Consider the following 15,413-nt stretch of genomic DNA (forward strand, 5'->3'; position numbering starts at 1 on the left):
ATGGAAGCATTTCAAAAAAAACTGGCAGATACAAGTACCTGCCAGTTATGAAAGGAGAAGAATTTATTACAGCTTCAGTTGAGGTTTTGTTTCTTTAACTAACGCTAAGTATTCTTTGCGCTCTTTACCTGTTAACCCACCTGAACTTGGTAATTTGGCAGTTAAAGGATTAACCGCTTGCTGATTTACCCACATTTCAAAATGCAAGTGCGGCCCTGTCGAGCGCCCTGTATTACCTGACAATGCGATGCGGTCACCACGTTTGACTTTTTGACCAGGTTTAACAAGTAATTGACGTAAATGCATATAACGAGTGGTATATTGGCGACCATGACGAATAGCAATAAAGTTGCCCGCAGCACCACTGTATTTCGACACAATCACCTCACCGTCACCAACTGCTAAAACGGGTGTCCCTACTGGCATTGCAAAGTCTACACCCTTATGTGGTGCAACACGCCCTGTTACTGGATTGACACGACGAGGATTGAACTGGGAAGAAACCCTAAATTGTTTCGCTGTTGGAAAACGCAGGAAACCACGTTCTAAGCCATTCCCTTCGCTATCATAGTATTTGCCATCTTCAGCTCGGAACGCATAATAGCTTTTACCATTAGTTTGCAAACGTACACCAACAAGCTGGCTTTGTTCGCTGCGGCCATTGAGCATTTCACGGCTCATTAACACACTAAATTTATCGCCTTTTTTCAATTTACGAAAATCAATTTGCCATTGTAGCGCTTTAATAACTTCACGGCCTTCATTACGTGTTAAACCTGCTTTACTGGTACTTTGTGCAAAAGAACCATCAACAGTACCTTTTAAAATACTGTTCGTCCATTCGCCAGTACGAATTTGCTTAACCTCTTCGAATTTATTCGTCGTGCCTACTCGGTTAAATACCCGCGTTTCACGGCGATTCACTTCCCATGTTAGTGATTCTAATTCACCTTGCTCTGTCAAAGACCAATTTAGTGCCTGACCTATTTTTAGGTTTCTCAGTGACTTATGTTGATTCGAAAGTGTTGCAACATCCCCAGCTTCAATACCAAACTGAGTTAAAATTGTTGTTAAGTTATCACCGCTTGCAACAACATATTCATGGGCTAACGGCGTTGTCTCCCCCTCCGCACCATCTGCTTCTGCTTCGGTATCTGCAAGACCTTCGTCAGGTAATTGATCACTACTATCTTGAATAATATCGTCAGTGGCATCAGTGGAAGGTAATAACGCTAGAGGAATGATGGTATCAGGCATACCATCATTTTCAGAAGTCGTTGGAACATGAACTGGCCGCCAAATTGCGACGGCCATGGTAGCGACTGTAAGCGTACTTAATACGATTTTATGAGTTCTAGACAGGCTACCATATACCTGAGCCAGACCTTTGGCCATTTGCTGCACTTAAACAATTCCTTCTATTTTTAATTCAGGCAGCTGGCATATTGTTCCGACAAGTTTGTCAAAAACTGCATGTAGCTATCTGGTCCAAGTACCAGCCCAATTCCGAGTGGGTCGAGAGTTCCCATTTTGACTCCCGTATTACGCGCTACACTTTCAATTACTGCAGGCCTGAATTGTGGCTCAGCAAAAACGCATTGCGCTTTATGCTCAACCAATTGTGTTCGTATTTGATGTAATTTCTGCGCACCAGGCTGTATTTCTGGGTTTATCGTAAAATGCCCCAAAGGAGCGAGTTGATAGTGTTTTTCAAAGTAGCCATAAGCGTCGTGAAAAACAAAATAACCCTTGTTTCGAGCTGGCTGCAAAATACTAGCAATTTTTTTATCACTTTGCGCCATATTTTCTCTGAATTTACGAAGGTTTACGTCTAGCTTATCTTTTTGATCAGGATAAAGCTCTACTAAACGATCATGAATGTCCTGTGCAGCGAAATTTGCGATCTCTGGGGATAACCAGATGTGCATATTATACTCACCATGGTGATGATGTTCGTGATCCTTGTCATGATTAGCTTCATCCGAGTGTTCATGGTCATGTTCATCTTCATGAGACTCGGCCATAAGTCGTGATTTAATGTTTGTCTGTTCCGCTAGTGCCAGACGTTTATTCTGAGGTAACGTATTGATAGGCTTCTGTAAAAACATTTCGAGATCAGGTCCAACCCACACAAATAAGTCTGCTTGTTTAATTTTTTTCAAATCAGAAGGTTTTAATGCGTAATCATGCGGGGATGAACCGTCTGGCAGTAGAACTTGTGTCTCCGTCACGCCATCAGCAATACCTGAGGCAATAAAAGCCAATGGACGAATCGATGTTACCACATCCGCATTTGAGGTAGACACCAATGTTGCACTCAATACGGAGGTCGCCACAGCTCCGAAAAGAAATTTACGGGCAATGTGTTTCGATTTATGTATCATAGCAGTCTTTTTCCGTGATTTTAATTTTGAAATGTTATAATATAACACAACATGATTTCTGCAAGATGTTTTTCATATGCAACCATTACTGACTTTAAATAAAATTTCTGTTTCATTTGGTGACAAGCAAGTCCTTAAAGATGTGTCCTTTGAACTTAACAAAGGAGACATTGTGACGCTTTTAGGGCCAAATGGTGCAGGAAAATCAACCATAGTACGTGTTGTTCTTGGGTTACTTCCCCCAACTTCAGGCTCAATTGAACGTGCCTCATCACTTGCTATTGGCTATGTTCCTCAAAAATTGCATTTAGATACAACGCTCCCCCTAACAGTAAAGCGTTTTATGTTACTCAAGCTAGGTGTTCGCCAAGAACATTTATTACCTGCTCTTGAGCGTGTTAATGCGACTCATCTTCTAGAGCAACCGATGCAAAAGTTATCGGGTGGTGAAACTCAACGCGTTTTACTCGCACGTGCATTGCTCAACAAACCTGACTTGCTCGTACTGGATGAGCCTGCGCAAGGTGTTGATATTACAGGTCAAGTTGCTTTGTATGACTTAATTAATCAATTAAGAACAGAGCTTGGCTGTGCCGTACTTATGGTTTCTCACGACTTACACCTAGTGATGGCAAAAACAGATAAAGTACTCTGTATTAATGGCCATATCTGTTGTTCAGGTGCACCTGATGTGGTGTCCAATCACCCTGAATTTGTTGCTATGTTTGGGTATCGCGGTGCGCAACAATTAGGGGTATATCGCCATCAACATAATCACCAACATGATTTAGAAGGTAATATTATTCGTAGCCATCAACACAGCAAGGACTGCAAGCATGATTGAGTTATTATTACCTGGCTGGATAGCGGGCATGTTACTTGCGATTGCAGCGGGGCCATTAGGCTCTTTCGTTGTTTGGCGTCGCATGTCCTATTTTGGTGACACTTTAGCACATGCTTCTTTATTGGGTGTTGCCTTTGGGTTATTACTAAATATTAACCCTTTTTATGCTGTCGTTGCCGTTACCCTTTTACTTGCACTAATTTTAGTTTGGCTTGAAAAACGTCCACAACTTGCCGTTGATACATTACTCGGAATTATGGCTCACAGCTCGTTATCACTCGGTTTAGTGGTCGTAAGTTTAATGGCTAATGTACGTGTTGACCTAATGGCTTACTTATTTGGTGATCTTCTCTCTGTTAACTATGAAGATATTATCATGATCTTTATTGGTGTGATTGTCGTTTGCGGGTTACTTTTTTATCGCTGGCGAGCGCTTTTATCCATTACCGTTAGTCCTGAGCTTGCTTTTGTCGATGGCATCAATATTCAACGTTTACGTTTATTATTGATGTTAGTCACTGCATTAACAATCGGTATCGCCATGAAGTTTGTTGGTGCACTAATTATTACTTCACTTCTGATTATTCCAGCCGCTACCGCTCGTCGTTTTGCACGTACACCTGAGCAAATGGCATTTATTGCGGTGTTAATTGGTATGATATCGGTCACGGGTGGATTAACCTTTTCGGCATTTTATGATACCCCTGCTGGCCCATCGGTTGTTTTGGTTTCTGCCGTTTTATTTGTGCTCAGCTTAACAGTTAAAGCAAAAAACTAATTGATAACTTAAAAGTTTATCCACGCCGTTGTTTATTTTGAACAACGGCGTTTTTATTTATATAAACTTAATTAATATAAATGGCTTTTCCTTTACCGATTATCCATACTCACAAAGAGTAATTTAAATCACAGGATGGTAACATGAAGCAGTCCCTCACCTTTTTGGTTGCTCTAGGGTTATTTTCAGCATCGGCAAGCGCAATAGAATACTCATGCCAGTTAGAAAATAACAAATTAGTTAGCGTTGTTATAGAAAAAGGCAAACCCCCTGTCTATCGTTATGGAACCTTAGGTAAAACTGAGATTACTCTGCCCACCAATACAAAAGGTAAAGAGAATATTTTTGTCGGAGAAGGGATGTTTATCGGTGGTGCAAGCTCAGTCTACATTCGTTTTCAGAATGGTAATTATAATTATGTACTTTATGATGGGGAGGGTAAAGGTTGGTATTATCAAGGTGTTGTTGTCTACAAAGGTGACAAAATTATCAGTAAAAAAGCATGTAAATCATCATCGAACCTGAACTTGTACAGTATTCTAGATTATGGTTTACCGAAAGACACGGATGATATTGATATCGATTTTACAACCGACCCAAATTCCCGATAAATGCTCAACGCTACCCAGCACGTAAAGTTTCCCCCACCTTAATTCGCTGGTGGGGTATTGGTTACACCTCTTTTGGCGTTAAACCAAAATGGTTATACGCATGCGCTGTCGCCATTCGTCCTCGAGGAGTACGTTGGATAAAACCTTGTTGAATTAAATAAGGTTCTAAAACATCTTCGATTGTTTCACGTTCTTCCCCAATTGCTGCTGCTAAGTTATCCACACCAACAGGACCACCCATAAATTTATCGATAATCGCCACGAGTAGCTTACGGTCTAAGTAATCAAAGCCTGCTGCATCGACATTTAACATATCCAAAGCTTGGTTTGCGATTAGCTCATCAATAGAGCCATCACCTTTAACTTGTGCGAAATCACGTACACGACGTAACAAGCGATTTGTAATACGTGGCGTGCCGCGAGAGCGCATGGCAACTTGCATGGCACCTTCTTCGGTGATATCAAGCCCCATATATTGGGCGCTACGTTTGACAATATACTGTAAGTCCGCAACCTGATAGAATTCAAGGCGTTGTACGATACCAAACCGATCACGTAACGGGGAAGTTAGTGACCCAGCCCGCGTTGTTGCACCAATTAACGTAAATGGCGGTAAATCAATTTTAATGGAACGCGCCGCAGGCCCTTCACCAATCATGATATCCAATTGGTAGTCTTCCATTGCAGGATAAAGAATTTCTTCAACAACAGGTGAGAGGCGGTGAATTTCATCAATAAAGAGCACATCATGTGGCTCTAAGTTGGTTAGCATCGCAGCTAAATCACCTGCTTTTTCCAATACAGGCCCTGAGGTTGTCCGTAAATTTACGCCTAATTCGTTAGCAACAATCCCTGCGAGGGTTGTTTTACCCAGCCCTGGGGGGCCAAAAATCAACAGATGGTCGAGAGCATCACCCCGCATTTTGGCTGCTTGGATAAAAATCTCCATTTGATCTTTAACCTGTGGCTGACCAATATACTCGCTGAGTAATTTTGGTCTAATCGCACGATCAATGGCTTCTTCATCCGACTGTAAAACTTCAGCAGTAATTAAGCGATCTGCTTCAATCATCTCAATGGCCTCTTAATCAGAGTGCTGCACGTAAGGCATCACGGATTAATGTTTCAGAATCACTGCCTGGCTTCGCGACTTTGCTTATCATGCGACTCGCTTCTTGTGGCTTATAGCCCAATGCAATTAATGCCGCCGCTGCTTCTGCTTCGATATCAGCAGTACTTGGTACCTTACTATTCACATTAGGTAAGTTGATCTCACTGGTTTGATTGAATAAATCACCATTCAACCCTTTGAAACGGTCTTTCATTTCAACAACTAAACGTTCGGCTGTTTTTTTACCAATCCCTGGTAACTTAACCAATGATGCAATCGCTTCTTGTTCAATTGCAGAAACAAATTGTTGTGCTGACATACCAGACAAAATTGCCAATGCAAGCTTAGGCCCAACACCGTTAACTTTGATTAATTCTTTGAACAGTGCTCTTTCTTGCTTATCGTTAAAACCATATAGTAATTGGGCGTCTTCACGAACAACAAAATGTGTAAAAACAATCGCTTCTTGCCCAATATCAGGTAATTCATAGAAACACGTCATTGGCATATGAACTTCATAACCTACCCCTTGAAGTTCTAATAAAACTATTGGTGGTTGCTTTTCTAATACGATACCACGTAAACGACCAATCACATTGAATTCCTCTATTATGGCCTAAGACGAAATCTGTTTAGCCAAAGTTATTAATAGTGCTGTTTATACCACAAAAAGGGCTGGATGCATATCCAGTTGCAAGCTATTTGTTTTCATACCGTCAGCTTTCAGACAAACTTCTACCTTAACCGCCCACGCGTTAATACTAAACGAGGATCACCCATTTTTAATAAGTTCTGATTAAAATGGCAATGTGTAATCGCAATCGCCAACGCATCCGCAGCATCGGATTGTGGGTTAGCGGACAGCTTGAGTATTGATTTAACCATATGTTGTACTTGGCTTTTTTCAGCGGCTCCTGTCCCAACAACCGTTTGTTTAACTTGGCGAGCCGCATATTCAAACACTGGAATACTCAAATTTGCCGCTGCAACTATCGCGACGCCACGTGCTTGGCCTAATTTGAGCGCTGAATCTGGGTTTTTTGCCATAAAGACTTGTTCGATAGAAAGAACGTCGGGCTGGTATTGTGTGATAATTTCCGAGACCCCCGCATAAATACGTTGCAGACGACTTGGTAAATCATCAACCTGAGTGCGAATACAACCACTGCCTAGATACAGTAATTGCCGACCTTGTTGGCGAATAACGCCGTAGCCAGTGACACGAGAACCAGGGTCAATTCCTAATATAATTGCCATAAAGAATCGATTTGTACCTCTTATTATTAAATGCTATTTATTCATCATTCTACTTAGTAGCATAATACTATCTATTTCAATTAAATAGCTATTTGATTCTTAATGTTATCCATGGAATATAAAAAGTATAGTAGAAGAAAAAGAAAGAAGAACAAAGGCGTTAGAGAAAACAGGCTGGGTCAGCCCGCTTTCTCTACGCGGAGGGACTAGATTACAGATGTAAAATAGTACGTCACTGATTACAGTGTCGCTGCGACTTCGTCAGAAATATCACCATTATGGTAAACTTCTTGAACGTCGTCAGAATCCTCTAACATGTCGATAAGGCGCATCAATTTTGGTGCCGTTTCAGCATCAAGTTCTGCTGTGATCGATGGGATCATTGAAACTTCAGCCGCTTCGCTCGTAAAGCCTGCTGCATCTAATGCATCTTTAACCGTACCAAATGTTTCAAAGGTAGTGTAAACATCGATTGCACCGTCGTCATAGGTCTCAACGTCATCCGCACCCGCTTCAAGCGCCGCTTCCATCAATGCATCTTCATCCACACCTGGTGCATAAGTAATAACACCACGTTTGGTAAATAAATAAGAGACTGAACCATCTGTTCCCAAGTTACCACCTGTTTTAGTAAACGCGTGGCGCACTTCAGATACGGTACGGTTACGGTTGTCACTTAAGCACTCAACCATAACAGCAGTACCGCCAGGACCATAACCTTCATAAATGATGGTTTCCATATTATCACTTTCATCATTACCCACACCGCGTGCAATTGCACGGTTTAAGGTGTCACGAGTCATGTTATTTGATAATGCTTTATCTACTGCGGCACGTAAACGTGGGTTAGTGCCAGTATCACCACCACCTAAACGTGCAGCAGTGACAAGTTCACGAATAATTTTTGTGAAAATCTTACCGCGCTTAGAATCTTGGGCTGCTTTACGGTGTTTGGTATTGGCCCATTTACTATGACCTGCCATGAAATATCTCCAAAAACGTCAATACAATAATTAATTAGCAAATTCTAAAATAGCCTGACTGTTACTCCATGATTTAGTAAGTTTTGCCGCTTCATTTGGGCTTAACCAACGAAACTCTGTATGTTCAGTCAGTAATGGCATGTGTTCTTCATCTAGCACCATTTTAAACCAGTGCTCTTTGCAATGTGTTACATTCGGTGCATAACGATGCCTGAAATGCGGAAAAATTTCAAAGATGATGCTATGGGACAAGTCTTGCAAGCCGTTTTGTTTAACGTCAAAACCTGTCTCTTCTTTGATTTCACGACACGCAGTTTCATACGGTTTTTCGTTAGGTTCCAGACTTCCAGTCACGGACTGCCAGAAGTCTGGATCATCTTTACGCCGTAGCATTAGCACCCGACCGCTTGTTTCAGCCACGATGATGACTAATACCGATTCAGGGCACTTAAATGCGGTCATTCGCCGTCTTACTCTTCGTCTTTCGCCACAACAGCAATCGCCAACTCTGTCAACGAGTCTGGGTTTGCATAGCTTGGTGCATTCGTCATTAAACAAGCCGCAGCGGTTGTTTTCGGGAAAGCGATAACATCACGGATGTTATCCGTTCCAGTCAATAACATCACTAAACGGTCAAGGCCAAAAGCTAAACCTGCGTGTGGTGGTGTGCCGTATTTCAGTGCGTCTAATAAGAAACCAAATTTTTCACGTTGATCTTCTTCATTAATACCTAAAATGCTAAACACGGTTTGCTGCATTTCATTACGGTGAATACGCACTGAACCGCCACCCACTTCATAACCGTTAATCACCATATCATAAGCATTGGCAACAGCATCTTCTGGTTTACTTGCTAGCTCTTCTGGTGAGAAATCTTTCGGCGATGTGAATGGATGGTGCATCGCGGTTAAACCACCTTCCCCATCTTCTTCAAACATTGGAAAATCGATGACCCACAGTGGCTGCCAGCTATTTAGATCTGTCAGTTCAAAATCACGCCCCACTTTCAAACGCAGTGCACCCATTGAATCTGTGACCACATTTTTCGCACCTGCACCAAACAGAATGATATCGCCATCCGCTGCACCAGTACGGTCTAACAGTTGGTTAATCACCTCTTCATTGAGGAATTTTGCGACTGGGCTTTGAATACCTTCTATTCCTTTAGCACGTTCGTTGACTTTCATCCAAGCCAACCCTTTCGCACCATATATACCCACGAATTGGCCATATTCGTCAATTTGTTTACGGGTCATTGCTGCGCCGCCAGGCACTTTCAATGCCGCAACACGGCCTTTCGGATCATTCGCAGGACCAGAGAATACGGCAAACTCAACATCTTTAACGATATCAGCAACATCCACCAGTTCCATTGGGTTACGAAGGTCTGGTTTATCTGAACCATAACGACGCATTGCTTCTGCAAACGTCATGATTGGGAAATCGCCTAAATCAACATTTTTCACGTCTAACCAGAGATTGCGGATCATGCGTTCCATGATTTCGCGTACTTGCTCTGCGGTCATAAATGAGGTTTCAACATCGATTTGAGTAAATTCAGGTTGACGGTCTGCTCGTAAATCTTCATCACGAAAGCATTTTACGATTTGATAATAGCGGTCAAAGCCAGACATCATCAGTAACTGTTTAAACAGTTGTGGAGACTGTGGCAGCGCGTAAAATTTACCTTTATGAACACGGCTTGGAACTAAATAGTCACGAGCGCCTTCAGGCGTTGCTTTAGTTAACATTGGCGTTTCAACATCAACGAAGCCTTCTGTATCCATGAAATTACGGACAAAACTGGTAATTTTCGCACGAGTGCGTAAGCGCTCAGACATTTCAGGACGGCGTAAATCTAGGTAGCGGTATTTTAAGCGACGCTCTTCTGTATTTGTTTGGTTGCTATCGAGTGGCAACGGTTCTGATTTATTGAATACATAAAGCTCTTGCGCAAAAATTTCAATTTCCCCAGTCGCCATATCTTTATTTTTCTGGCTATCTGGACGCGCGCGTACTGTCCCTGTGATTTGGATACAGAACTCATTACGCAGCTCTGACGCTTTTTCAAATATGTCTTTACGATCTGGATCGAAGAAAACTTGAACGATGCCTTCACGGTCACGCATATCGATAAAAATCAAACCACCTAAGTCGCGACGGCGGTTTACCCATCCACAAAGAGTGACCTGTTGGCCTTCGTGAGCAATGCTTAACTGCCCACAATAATTAGTACGCATACAATATCCTTTTACTCAGCTGTTGTGCTTTTGCTTGCTGCGGGATTTTGGCATTTTGCTGAACCCTATTTGCGAAACACGGGCTGAAAATTCAGAATGTCAAAAAGGCAGACATTATACAGGAAATTCTGTTAGACAAATAGTTGCGAATACCGCTTATCGCCTAAACCATTTTGTTTTTAATCATATTTTCATCATTTTTATGGTTGTTCATCAACTTCATTGTGATTACCACCCTTAGCTAGACAGGGTTAAATGAGGAATATGGTTAAGTTGATTTTAAGGGACTAAAGACGCCATGTATATATTATGGCAAAGGTTTATTTCTAATATCACTTATTGCTGCACAAAAAGTACACGAAGCTTACAGAGTAAGACCTTCATCCCTTTTTATAACTTAATAGCTTAGACATTCTGGGAATTAGGTCGATTTAGGAATTGTTACCTTTTTCAGTTTGCTATAATCCAATTAACTCAGTAATCAACCTAATTAATCATCTGCTGCTTAAGGATCACACATGAAAAAACTGTTAATTGCTTCATCTATGCTGATGCTGCTTGTTGGATGCCAAACTGTGAAAACTGCAGATATTGATAACAATAAAACATTTTACATCGATTCCACACTCGCTGACTGCGTGGGTGTTGCTCCAATGAAGTGTATGAAAGTCAAAGAAAACCCAAATGATGACTGGCAGTTATTCTATAGTTCTATTCAAGGTTTTGAATATCAACCAGGCTTCTCTTACGTCTTACAAGTTAAACAATTTGATGTACCAAACCCACCAGCTGATGCACCAAGCATCCGCTATGAACTTGTAAAAATCGTTGAAAAGAAATAAATTTTAATCCTTGATAGTCATTAAGTGGGCTTACTTCCTGCTTAATGGCTTTATTTTATCTCAACCAAATTGAGCAAACTAACCATCGGAAATAACAAGAGTAGCAAAATTATGAGTGATAAAATTATTGATAAACTTGGGTTAATTGCTTTGTCTGAAAATAAAGTTGCCATGGTACGCTCACACAATAAAAGCTTATTTTACATCCCAGGCGGAAAGCGCGAGCAAGGTGAAAGTGATGAGCAAGCTTTATGTCGTGAAATTGAAGAAGAATTGACGTTAAACTTAGTACCTGGCTCTATTGGCTTTTATAGTGAGTTTATAGGACTTGCTGATGGTAAAGACGGTGGCACACAAGTGCGTATTCGCTGCTATTTTGCAGATTACCAAGGAATACCGCAACCTGCCGCTGAAATTGCTGAGTTAGCGTGGTTTACCAGTGAAGATTTACCTCGATGTTCAACGACAGCCGCCGCGGTTCTATCCCAATTAAAACAAGATGGCTTAGTCAAGTAACGCTACGTGATTACCCAAAAAAGTTGTTAATTCATTTGTCGAACGGCATTTTAGGATTTACAATTTAGAAAATATCGTTAATACCCATTACTATAACTTATATTTTTAGGTGTTTTCATAATTTGATTCGTTTTATGGTGGAGTAAAAAATGGTCAGCTCTTTGTACGCTGTACTGGGTGCCTTACTGCTGCTTAGATTATCTTTAAATGTTGTGAAGCTACGTAACCAGTACCGTATAGCCTATGGGGATGGTGGTTTTTATGAACTGCAAACCGCAATTCGTGTTCATGGCAATGCCATTGAATACATACCTATCTCCCTTATTTTATTACTTTTAATGGAGATGAACGGTGCTCAAGTTTGGATGATCCACATTTGTGGTTTAATTTTAATTGCAGGTCGGTTACTCCATTCTTATGGCTTAAAAAACCATGATTACTCTTATCGCCGCTCAGGTATGGTTGCAACTTATCTTTCGATGGCATTAATGGTTATCGCCAATACTTATTATCTGCCATGGCTACAAATCGTTTCATTTAATCTTTAGTGCTCTTCTACGGCACGACTTAATGTGCCGCCTCATTATTTCATTCTCAATGGATTGATTTTCACTGTGCTACCTTTCTGATACAATCCCCCACTACTTTTGTTTGATTATTAATACAGAACTTATGTCAAGTCAGGATCCAAACCACAAAGACAGTCTTTTTTCCGCACCGATTGCTAACCTTGGTGATTGGCAATTTGATGAAAAAGTCGCCGAAGTATTCCCCGATATGATCCAGCGCTCTGTGCCTGGCTATTCCAATATTATTACCATGATTGGTATGCTTGCGGGCCGTTTTGTGAAGCCAAACAGCCGCGTATATGATTTAGGCTGCTCATTAGGTGCGGCAACGCTTTCTATTCGACGCAATATTACGGTTGAGAACAGTAAAATTATTGCTATCGATAACTCCCCAGCGATGGTAGAACGATGCCGCCGCCATATTGATGCCTACCGCGCAAAGACCCCCGTTGAGGTGATTGAAGGTGATATTCGTGATGTGAATATTGAAAATGCATCAATGGTTGTACTCAATTTTACTTTGCAATTCCTCAAGCCTGATGACCGACTTTTATTACTCGAAAAAATTTATCGCGGGTTACAACCAGGTGGTATTTTGGTTCTCTCCGAAAAATTTAATTTTGAAGACAACGAAATCGGTGAGTTACTGTTCAATATGCATCATGATTTCAAACGGGCAAATGGCTATAGCGAATTAGAAATTAGCCAAAAGCGCAGCATGTTAGAAAACGTGATGTTGACTGACTCCGTTGAAACACACAAAGCTCGCCTAAAACACGTTGGGTTTAGCCACTGCGAAGTTTGGTTCCAATGTTTTAATTTTGGCTCACTGTTAGCGCTTAAAGAGGCTTAAAGATGATTGATTTCGGTCGTTTTTACCAACAAATTGCCGTTGGCCCATTAAGTCACTGGTTAGAAACATTACCTGCACAGTTAACAGAGTGGAAAAAACAAGGTTTACACGGTGGTTTTTCCTCATGGGAAAAAATGCTTGATAATTTGCCTGTTATGCATCCAACCCAATTAGACTTAATTAATAGTGTGACGGCAACTCGCGACCCAGCGCTGACCTCTGGGGAAACACGCCGTTTAAATAATATCCTTGAGCAATTAATGCCATGGCGTAAAGGCCCTTTCTCCCTTTATGGTGTCAATATTGATACCGAATGGCGTTCAGATTGGAAATGGGATCGTGTTTTACCGCATATTTCATCACTAAAAGATAGGTATGTGTTAGATGTAGGTTGTGGCAGCGGTTATCATATGTGGCGGATGTTAGGGCAAGAAGCCAAATTTGTTGTCGGCATTGACCCCACTGAACTTTTCTTATGCCAATTTGAAGCGGTAAGAAAATTATTGGGTGATAACCAACAAGTGCATTTATTACCTCTCGGTATTGAGCAACTTCCTGAGCTAAAAGCCTTTGATACGGTGTTCTCCATGGGGGTTTTATATCATCGCCGCTCTCCACTTGACCACTTATGGCAATTAAAAAACCAATTAGTTAGTGAAGGCGAATTAGTGCTCGAAAGTTTAGTGGTTGAAGGTGATGAATTTCAATGCCTCATCCCAGGTGATCGCTATGCACAAATGCGTAACGTCTATTTTATCCCTTCCGCTAAAATGCTTAAGGTGTGGTTAGAAAAATGCGGTTTCGTCGATGTGCGTATTGTTGACCAAGCCGTAACTTCATTAGAGGAACAGCGCCGCACACCGTGGATGAAAACAGATTCTCTCGCAGAATTTTTGGACCCGAATGACCAAACTAAGACGGTTGAGGGCTATCCAGCTCCGCTGCGGGCAATTCTAGTTGCACGAAAGCCTTAAACGAGTAATGTGCCTATCGGTATAACCCCATAGGCACATTTCATCAGCCCATTATTACATCGCTATTTGCCATAAGTTATAAAATGCAACTCGTCCAGATAACTCGGCGAGTATCACCGCTAACACGCAAATACTGAGCACAATAGCAGAGTTTCTGCCGCGATAGAGCAGCGCAGGAAAAACAAACAGCATGATTGCTATCACCACTAATTGAAACGCCCAAAAACCAGCTTGTTCAGCACTTATTACAGGCCCTGTTTCACCTAGGAATGAGATATATGCCGCTCTTGTGGCAAAAATGATAATCGCACCAAGCAGAAATGCCATTGAACCAAGCCGTTGCGCCCCCATTAAAATCGCCAGTGCCCCACCGCCAACAAACAGTGTCATCCACATTTGCAGTGTTGTGAAAACCGTAAACCAGTTGGCAACAGTTTCAATATTATAGACTTGCGGTATTGACCATACGAATGCCAATCCGAAAATGATCGCGCCCACATTACAGACTTCTCGTAACATGGCATTTTTGACAAACAACGTAAAAAAGACAATCCCTGCACCAAATGCGACAAAAATACCGCTCAGTAAGGCTTCATTACTCATTGGCGAGCGCCCTACACCTAACAGCATATTGAAAAAACGCAATGGTTGCCCCACATGCAAACTGCCGATAACTAAAGCGATAAGCATCAATACAAAAGCCAGAATGTTCGATTGGCGTAATTGTTCGCTACTCGACCAACCGATTCGTTTGCTTAGATAAGCAAACAAATAAAGCCCAGCGGCGGACTGACCAAAAACAGTAAAAAAAACAAGAGGAAGTTCGTGCATGTTAGACCTCCGCAGGGTTCTGTAATATCCCGCTTTTATCACCCGATGGTTTAGCATCTTTATGCGGTTTAATCACGATATTGGGATTTGTTAAACTTGGGTCTGGCATTGGGGCAATCCCACTAATTTGTCCATGGCGCTCACGTAACACGTTAATATCATCAAAATCTAACGCACGCTGAGGGCATGATTCGACGCACACAGGTTTCATGCCTTTTTCTACTCGCTCATAACAGCCATCACATTTGCTCATCAGCTTTTTCTTTTCATCATATTGCGGAGCGCCATAAGGGCAACGTAACTCACAATACCGACAACCGACACAAATAGTTTGATCAACAACCACGAGGCCATCTTGCTCTCGTTTATGCATCGCTCCTGTTGGGCAACCCTCGACACATGTTGGGTTTGAACAGTGATTACAAGAAATTGACAAGTAATAGCTGTACACATTTTGCTGCCAAATACCGTCTTGTTGCTGCCAACTTCCCCCTCCGAATTCATAAACACGGCGGAACTTAGGGCCAAGGTCTAAATCCTTTTCATCTTTACAACTGACCTGACAGGTTTTACACCCCGTGCATTTGGTCGAATCAAAATAAAAACCATACTGTTTCATT

General features: G+C 41.7%; 18 protein-coding genes. 8 read left to right on the forward strand and 10 right to left on the reverse strand.

The window, feature by feature from the left end:
• Positions 1-66 precede the first annotated feature (66 nt).
• Together mepM and znuA are read right to left on the reverse strand one after the other, a co-directional pair.
• Entirely contained in the window at positions 67-1,404 is a 1,338-nt protein-coding gene (gene mepM, locus PR808_RS01030; protein WP_241016837.1) for a murein DD-endopeptidase MepM, read from the reverse strand.
• 20 nt (positions 1,405-1,424) lie between these two features.
• Positions 1,425-2,384, reverse strand: a complete 960-nt coding sequence (gene znuA / locus PR808_RS01035) for a zinc ABC transporter substrate-binding protein ZnuA (RefSeq protein ID WP_206084175.1) — start codon at positions 2,382-2,384, stop codon at positions 1,425-1,427.
• 76 nt (positions 2,385-2,460) lie between these two features.
• Here znuA and znuC point away from each other — a divergent pair, with 76 nt between their 5' ends.
• The 3 genes from znuC to PR808_RS01050 all read left to right on the forward strand — a co-directional run bounded on the left by znuC (position 2,461) and on the right by PR808_RS01050 (position 4,617).
• A complete protein-coding gene (znuC, locus tag PR808_RS01040; protein ID WP_206084174.1) occupies positions 2,461-3,228 on the forward strand; it encodes a zinc ABC transporter ATP-binding protein ZnuC in 768 nt (255 codons plus the stop codon).
• Positions 3,221-4,006 (forward strand): zinc ABC transporter permease subunit ZnuB, encoded by a 786-nt coding sequence (gene znuB / locus PR808_RS01045; protein ID WP_206084173.1) that lies wholly within the window; start codon positions 3,221-3,223, stop codon positions 4,004-4,006. The genes znuC and znuB overlap by 8 nt, the downstream gene beginning before the upstream one ends.
• A gap of 143 nt (positions 4,007-4,149) precedes the next feature.
• Positions 4,150-4,617, forward strand: a complete 468-nt coding sequence (locus PR808_RS01050) for a hypothetical protein (RefSeq protein WP_206084172.1) — start codon at positions 4,150-4,152, stop codon at positions 4,615-4,617.
• A gap of 61 nt (positions 4,618-4,678) precedes the next feature.
• On the opposite strand, the gene ruvB is transcribed toward PR808_RS01050, so the two are convergent.
• From ruvB to aspS, 6 genes are all read right to left on the reverse strand, one after another.
• Positions 4,679-5,689: a Holliday junction branch migration DNA helicase RuvB gene (ruvB, locus tag PR808_RS01055; protein ID WP_206084171.1), complete on the reverse strand. Its 1,011-nt coding sequence runs from the start codon at positions 5,687-5,689 to the stop codon at positions 4,679-4,681.
• A gap of 16 nt (positions 5,690-5,705) precedes the next feature.
• The gene (gene ruvA / locus PR808_RS01060) at positions 5,706-6,323 is read right to left on the reverse strand and encodes a Holliday junction branch migration protein RuvA (RefSeq protein ID WP_206084170.1); all 618 of its coding nucleotides are present in this window, start codon (positions 6,321-6,323) and stop codon (positions 5,706-5,708) included.
• Between the two features lie 140 nt (positions 6,324-6,463).
• Complete coding sequence (ruvC, locus tag PR808_RS01065; protein WP_272538481.1) at positions 6,464-6,985, reverse strand: crossover junction endodeoxyribonuclease RuvC; 522 nt, start codon at positions 6,983-6,985, stop codon at positions 6,464-6,466.
• Between the two features lie 239 nt (positions 6,986-7,224).
• Positions 7,225-7,968 carry a YebC/PmpR family DNA-binding transcriptional regulator gene (locus PR808_RS01070; RefSeq protein WP_206084168.1) on the reverse strand — a complete coding sequence of 248 codons (744 nt, stop codon included), beginning with the start codon at positions 7,966-7,968 and terminating at the stop codon, positions 7,225-7,227.
• 30 nt (positions 7,969-7,998) lie between these two features.
• Positions 7,999-8,430, reverse strand: coding sequence for a dihydroneopterin triphosphate diphosphatase (gene nudB / locus PR808_RS01075; protein ID WP_272538482.1), 432 nt, complete (start codon positions 8,428-8,430; stop codon positions 7,999-8,001).
• A gap of 8 nt (positions 8,431-8,438) precedes the next feature.
• Positions 8,439-10,208, reverse strand: coding sequence for an aspartate--tRNA ligase (gene aspS / locus PR808_RS01080; RefSeq protein WP_206084166.1), 1,770 nt, complete (start codon positions 10,206-10,208; stop codon positions 8,439-8,441).
• A 518-nt stretch (positions 10,209-10,726) separates the two neighbouring features.
• Here aspS and PR808_RS01085 point away from each other — a divergent pair.
• The 5 genes from PR808_RS01085 (at position 10,727) to cmoB (ending at position 13,962) form a co-directional block, all read left to right on the forward strand.
• Positions 10,727-11,050 carry a DUF4377 domain-containing protein gene (locus PR808_RS01085; protein WP_206084165.1) on the forward strand — a complete coding sequence of 108 codons (324 nt, stop codon included), beginning with the start codon at positions 10,727-10,729 and terminating at the stop codon, positions 11,048-11,050.
• Positions 11,051-11,161: 111 nt separating this feature from the next.
• Positions 11,162-11,566, forward strand: a complete 405-nt coding sequence (locus PR808_RS01090; RefSeq protein ID WP_272538483.1) for an NUDIX hydrolase — start codon at positions 11,162-11,164, stop codon at positions 11,564-11,566.
• A gap of 149 nt (positions 11,567-11,715) precedes the next feature.
• Entirely contained in the window at positions 11,716-12,114 is a 399-nt protein-coding gene (locus PR808_RS01095; RefSeq protein ID WP_206084163.1) for an MAPEG family protein, read from the forward strand.
• Positions 12,115-12,238: 124 nt separating this feature from the next.
• A complete protein-coding gene (gene cmoA, locus PR808_RS01100) occupies positions 12,239-12,988 on the forward strand; it encodes a carboxy-S-adenosyl-L-methionine synthase CmoA (protein WP_225818333.1) in 750 nt (249 codons plus the stop codon).
• Positions 12,989-12,990: 2 nt separating this feature from the next.
• Positions 12,991-13,962, forward strand: a complete 972-nt coding sequence (gene cmoB, locus PR808_RS01105; protein WP_225818332.1) for a tRNA 5-methoxyuridine(34)/uridine 5-oxyacetic acid(34) synthase CmoB — start codon at positions 12,991-12,993, stop codon at positions 13,960-13,962.
• A gap of 54 nt (positions 13,963-14,016) precedes the next feature.
• Here cmoB and PR808_RS01110 read toward each other — a convergent pair whose 3' ends face one another.
• Entirely contained in the window at positions 14,017-14,793 is a 777-nt protein-coding gene (locus PR808_RS01110; RefSeq protein ID WP_206084160.1) for a dimethyl sulfoxide reductase anchor subunit family protein, read from the reverse strand.
• Position 14,794: 1 nt separating this feature from the next.
• A complete protein-coding gene (locus PR808_RS01115) occupies positions 14,795-15,412 on the reverse strand; it encodes a DMSO/selenate family reductase complex B subunit (protein ID WP_206084159.1) in 618 nt (205 codons plus the stop codon).
• Position 15,413: the final 1 nt, after the last annotated feature.

This window comes from Providencia sp. PROV197 (assembly GCF_028479625.1).
Lineage (GTDB): Bacteria > Pseudomonadota > Gammaproteobacteria > Enterobacterales > Enterobacteriaceae > Providencia > Providencia vermicola.

Bases quoted from the DNA above. Each gene is read 5' to 3' on its own strand.
- znuA (WP_206084175.1), bottom strand. From the start codon at position 2,384: ATGATACATAAATCGAAACACATTGCCCGTAAATTTCTTTTCGGAGCT.
- znuC (WP_206084174.1), top strand. From the start codon at position 2,461: ATGCAACCATTACTGACTTTAAATAAAATTTCTGTTTCATTTGGTGAC.
- znuB (WP_206084173.1), top strand. From the start codon at position 3,221: ATGATTGAGTTATTATTACCTGGCTGGATAGCGGGCATGTTACTTGCG.
- PR808_RS01050 (WP_206084172.1), top strand. From the start codon at position 4,150: ATGAAGCAGTCCCTCACCTTTTTGGTTGCTCTAGGGTTATTTTCAGCA.
- ruvB (WP_206084171.1), bottom strand. From the start codon at position 5,689: ATGATTGAAGCAGATCGCTTAATTACTGCTGAAGTTTTACAGTCGGAT.
- ruvC (WP_272538481.1), bottom strand. From the start codon at position 6,985: ATGGCAATTATATTAGGAATTGACCCTGGTTCTCGTGTCACTGGCTAC.
- PR808_RS01070 (WP_206084168.1), bottom strand. From the start codon at position 7,968: ATGGCAGGTCATAGTAAATGGGCCAATACCAAACACCGTAAAGCAGCC.
- nudB (WP_272538482.1), bottom strand. From the start codon at position 8,430: ATGACCGCATTTAAGTGCCCTGAATCGGTATTAGTCATCATCGTGGCT.
- aspS (WP_206084166.1), bottom strand. From the start codon at position 10,208: ATGCGTACTAATTATTGTGGGCAGTTAAGCATTGCTCACGAAGGCCAA.
- PR808_RS01085 (WP_206084165.1), top strand. From the start codon at position 10,727: ATGAAAAAACTGTTAATTGCTTCATCTATGCTGATGCTGCTTGTTGGA.
- PR808_RS01090 (WP_272538483.1), top strand. From the start codon at position 11,162: ATGAGTGATAAAATTATTGATAAACTTGGGTTAATTGCTTTGTCTGAA.
- PR808_RS01095 (WP_206084163.1), top strand. From the start codon at position 11,716: ATGGTCAGCTCTTTGTACGCTGTACTGGGTGCCTTACTGCTGCTTAGA.
- cmoA (WP_225818333.1), top strand. From the start codon at position 12,239: ATGTCAAGTCAGGATCCAAACCACAAAGACAGTCTTTTTTCCGCACCG.
- cmoB (WP_225818332.1), top strand. From the start codon at position 12,991: ATGATTGATTTCGGTCGTTTTTACCAACAAATTGCCGTTGGCCCATTA.
- PR808_RS01110 (WP_206084160.1), bottom strand. From the start codon at position 14,793: ATGCACGAACTTCCTCTTGTTTTTTTTACTGTTTTTGGTCAGTCCGCC.
- PR808_RS01115 (WP_206084159.1), bottom strand. From the start codon at position 15,412: ATGAAACAGTATGGTTTTTATTTTGATTCGACCAAATGCACGGGGTGT.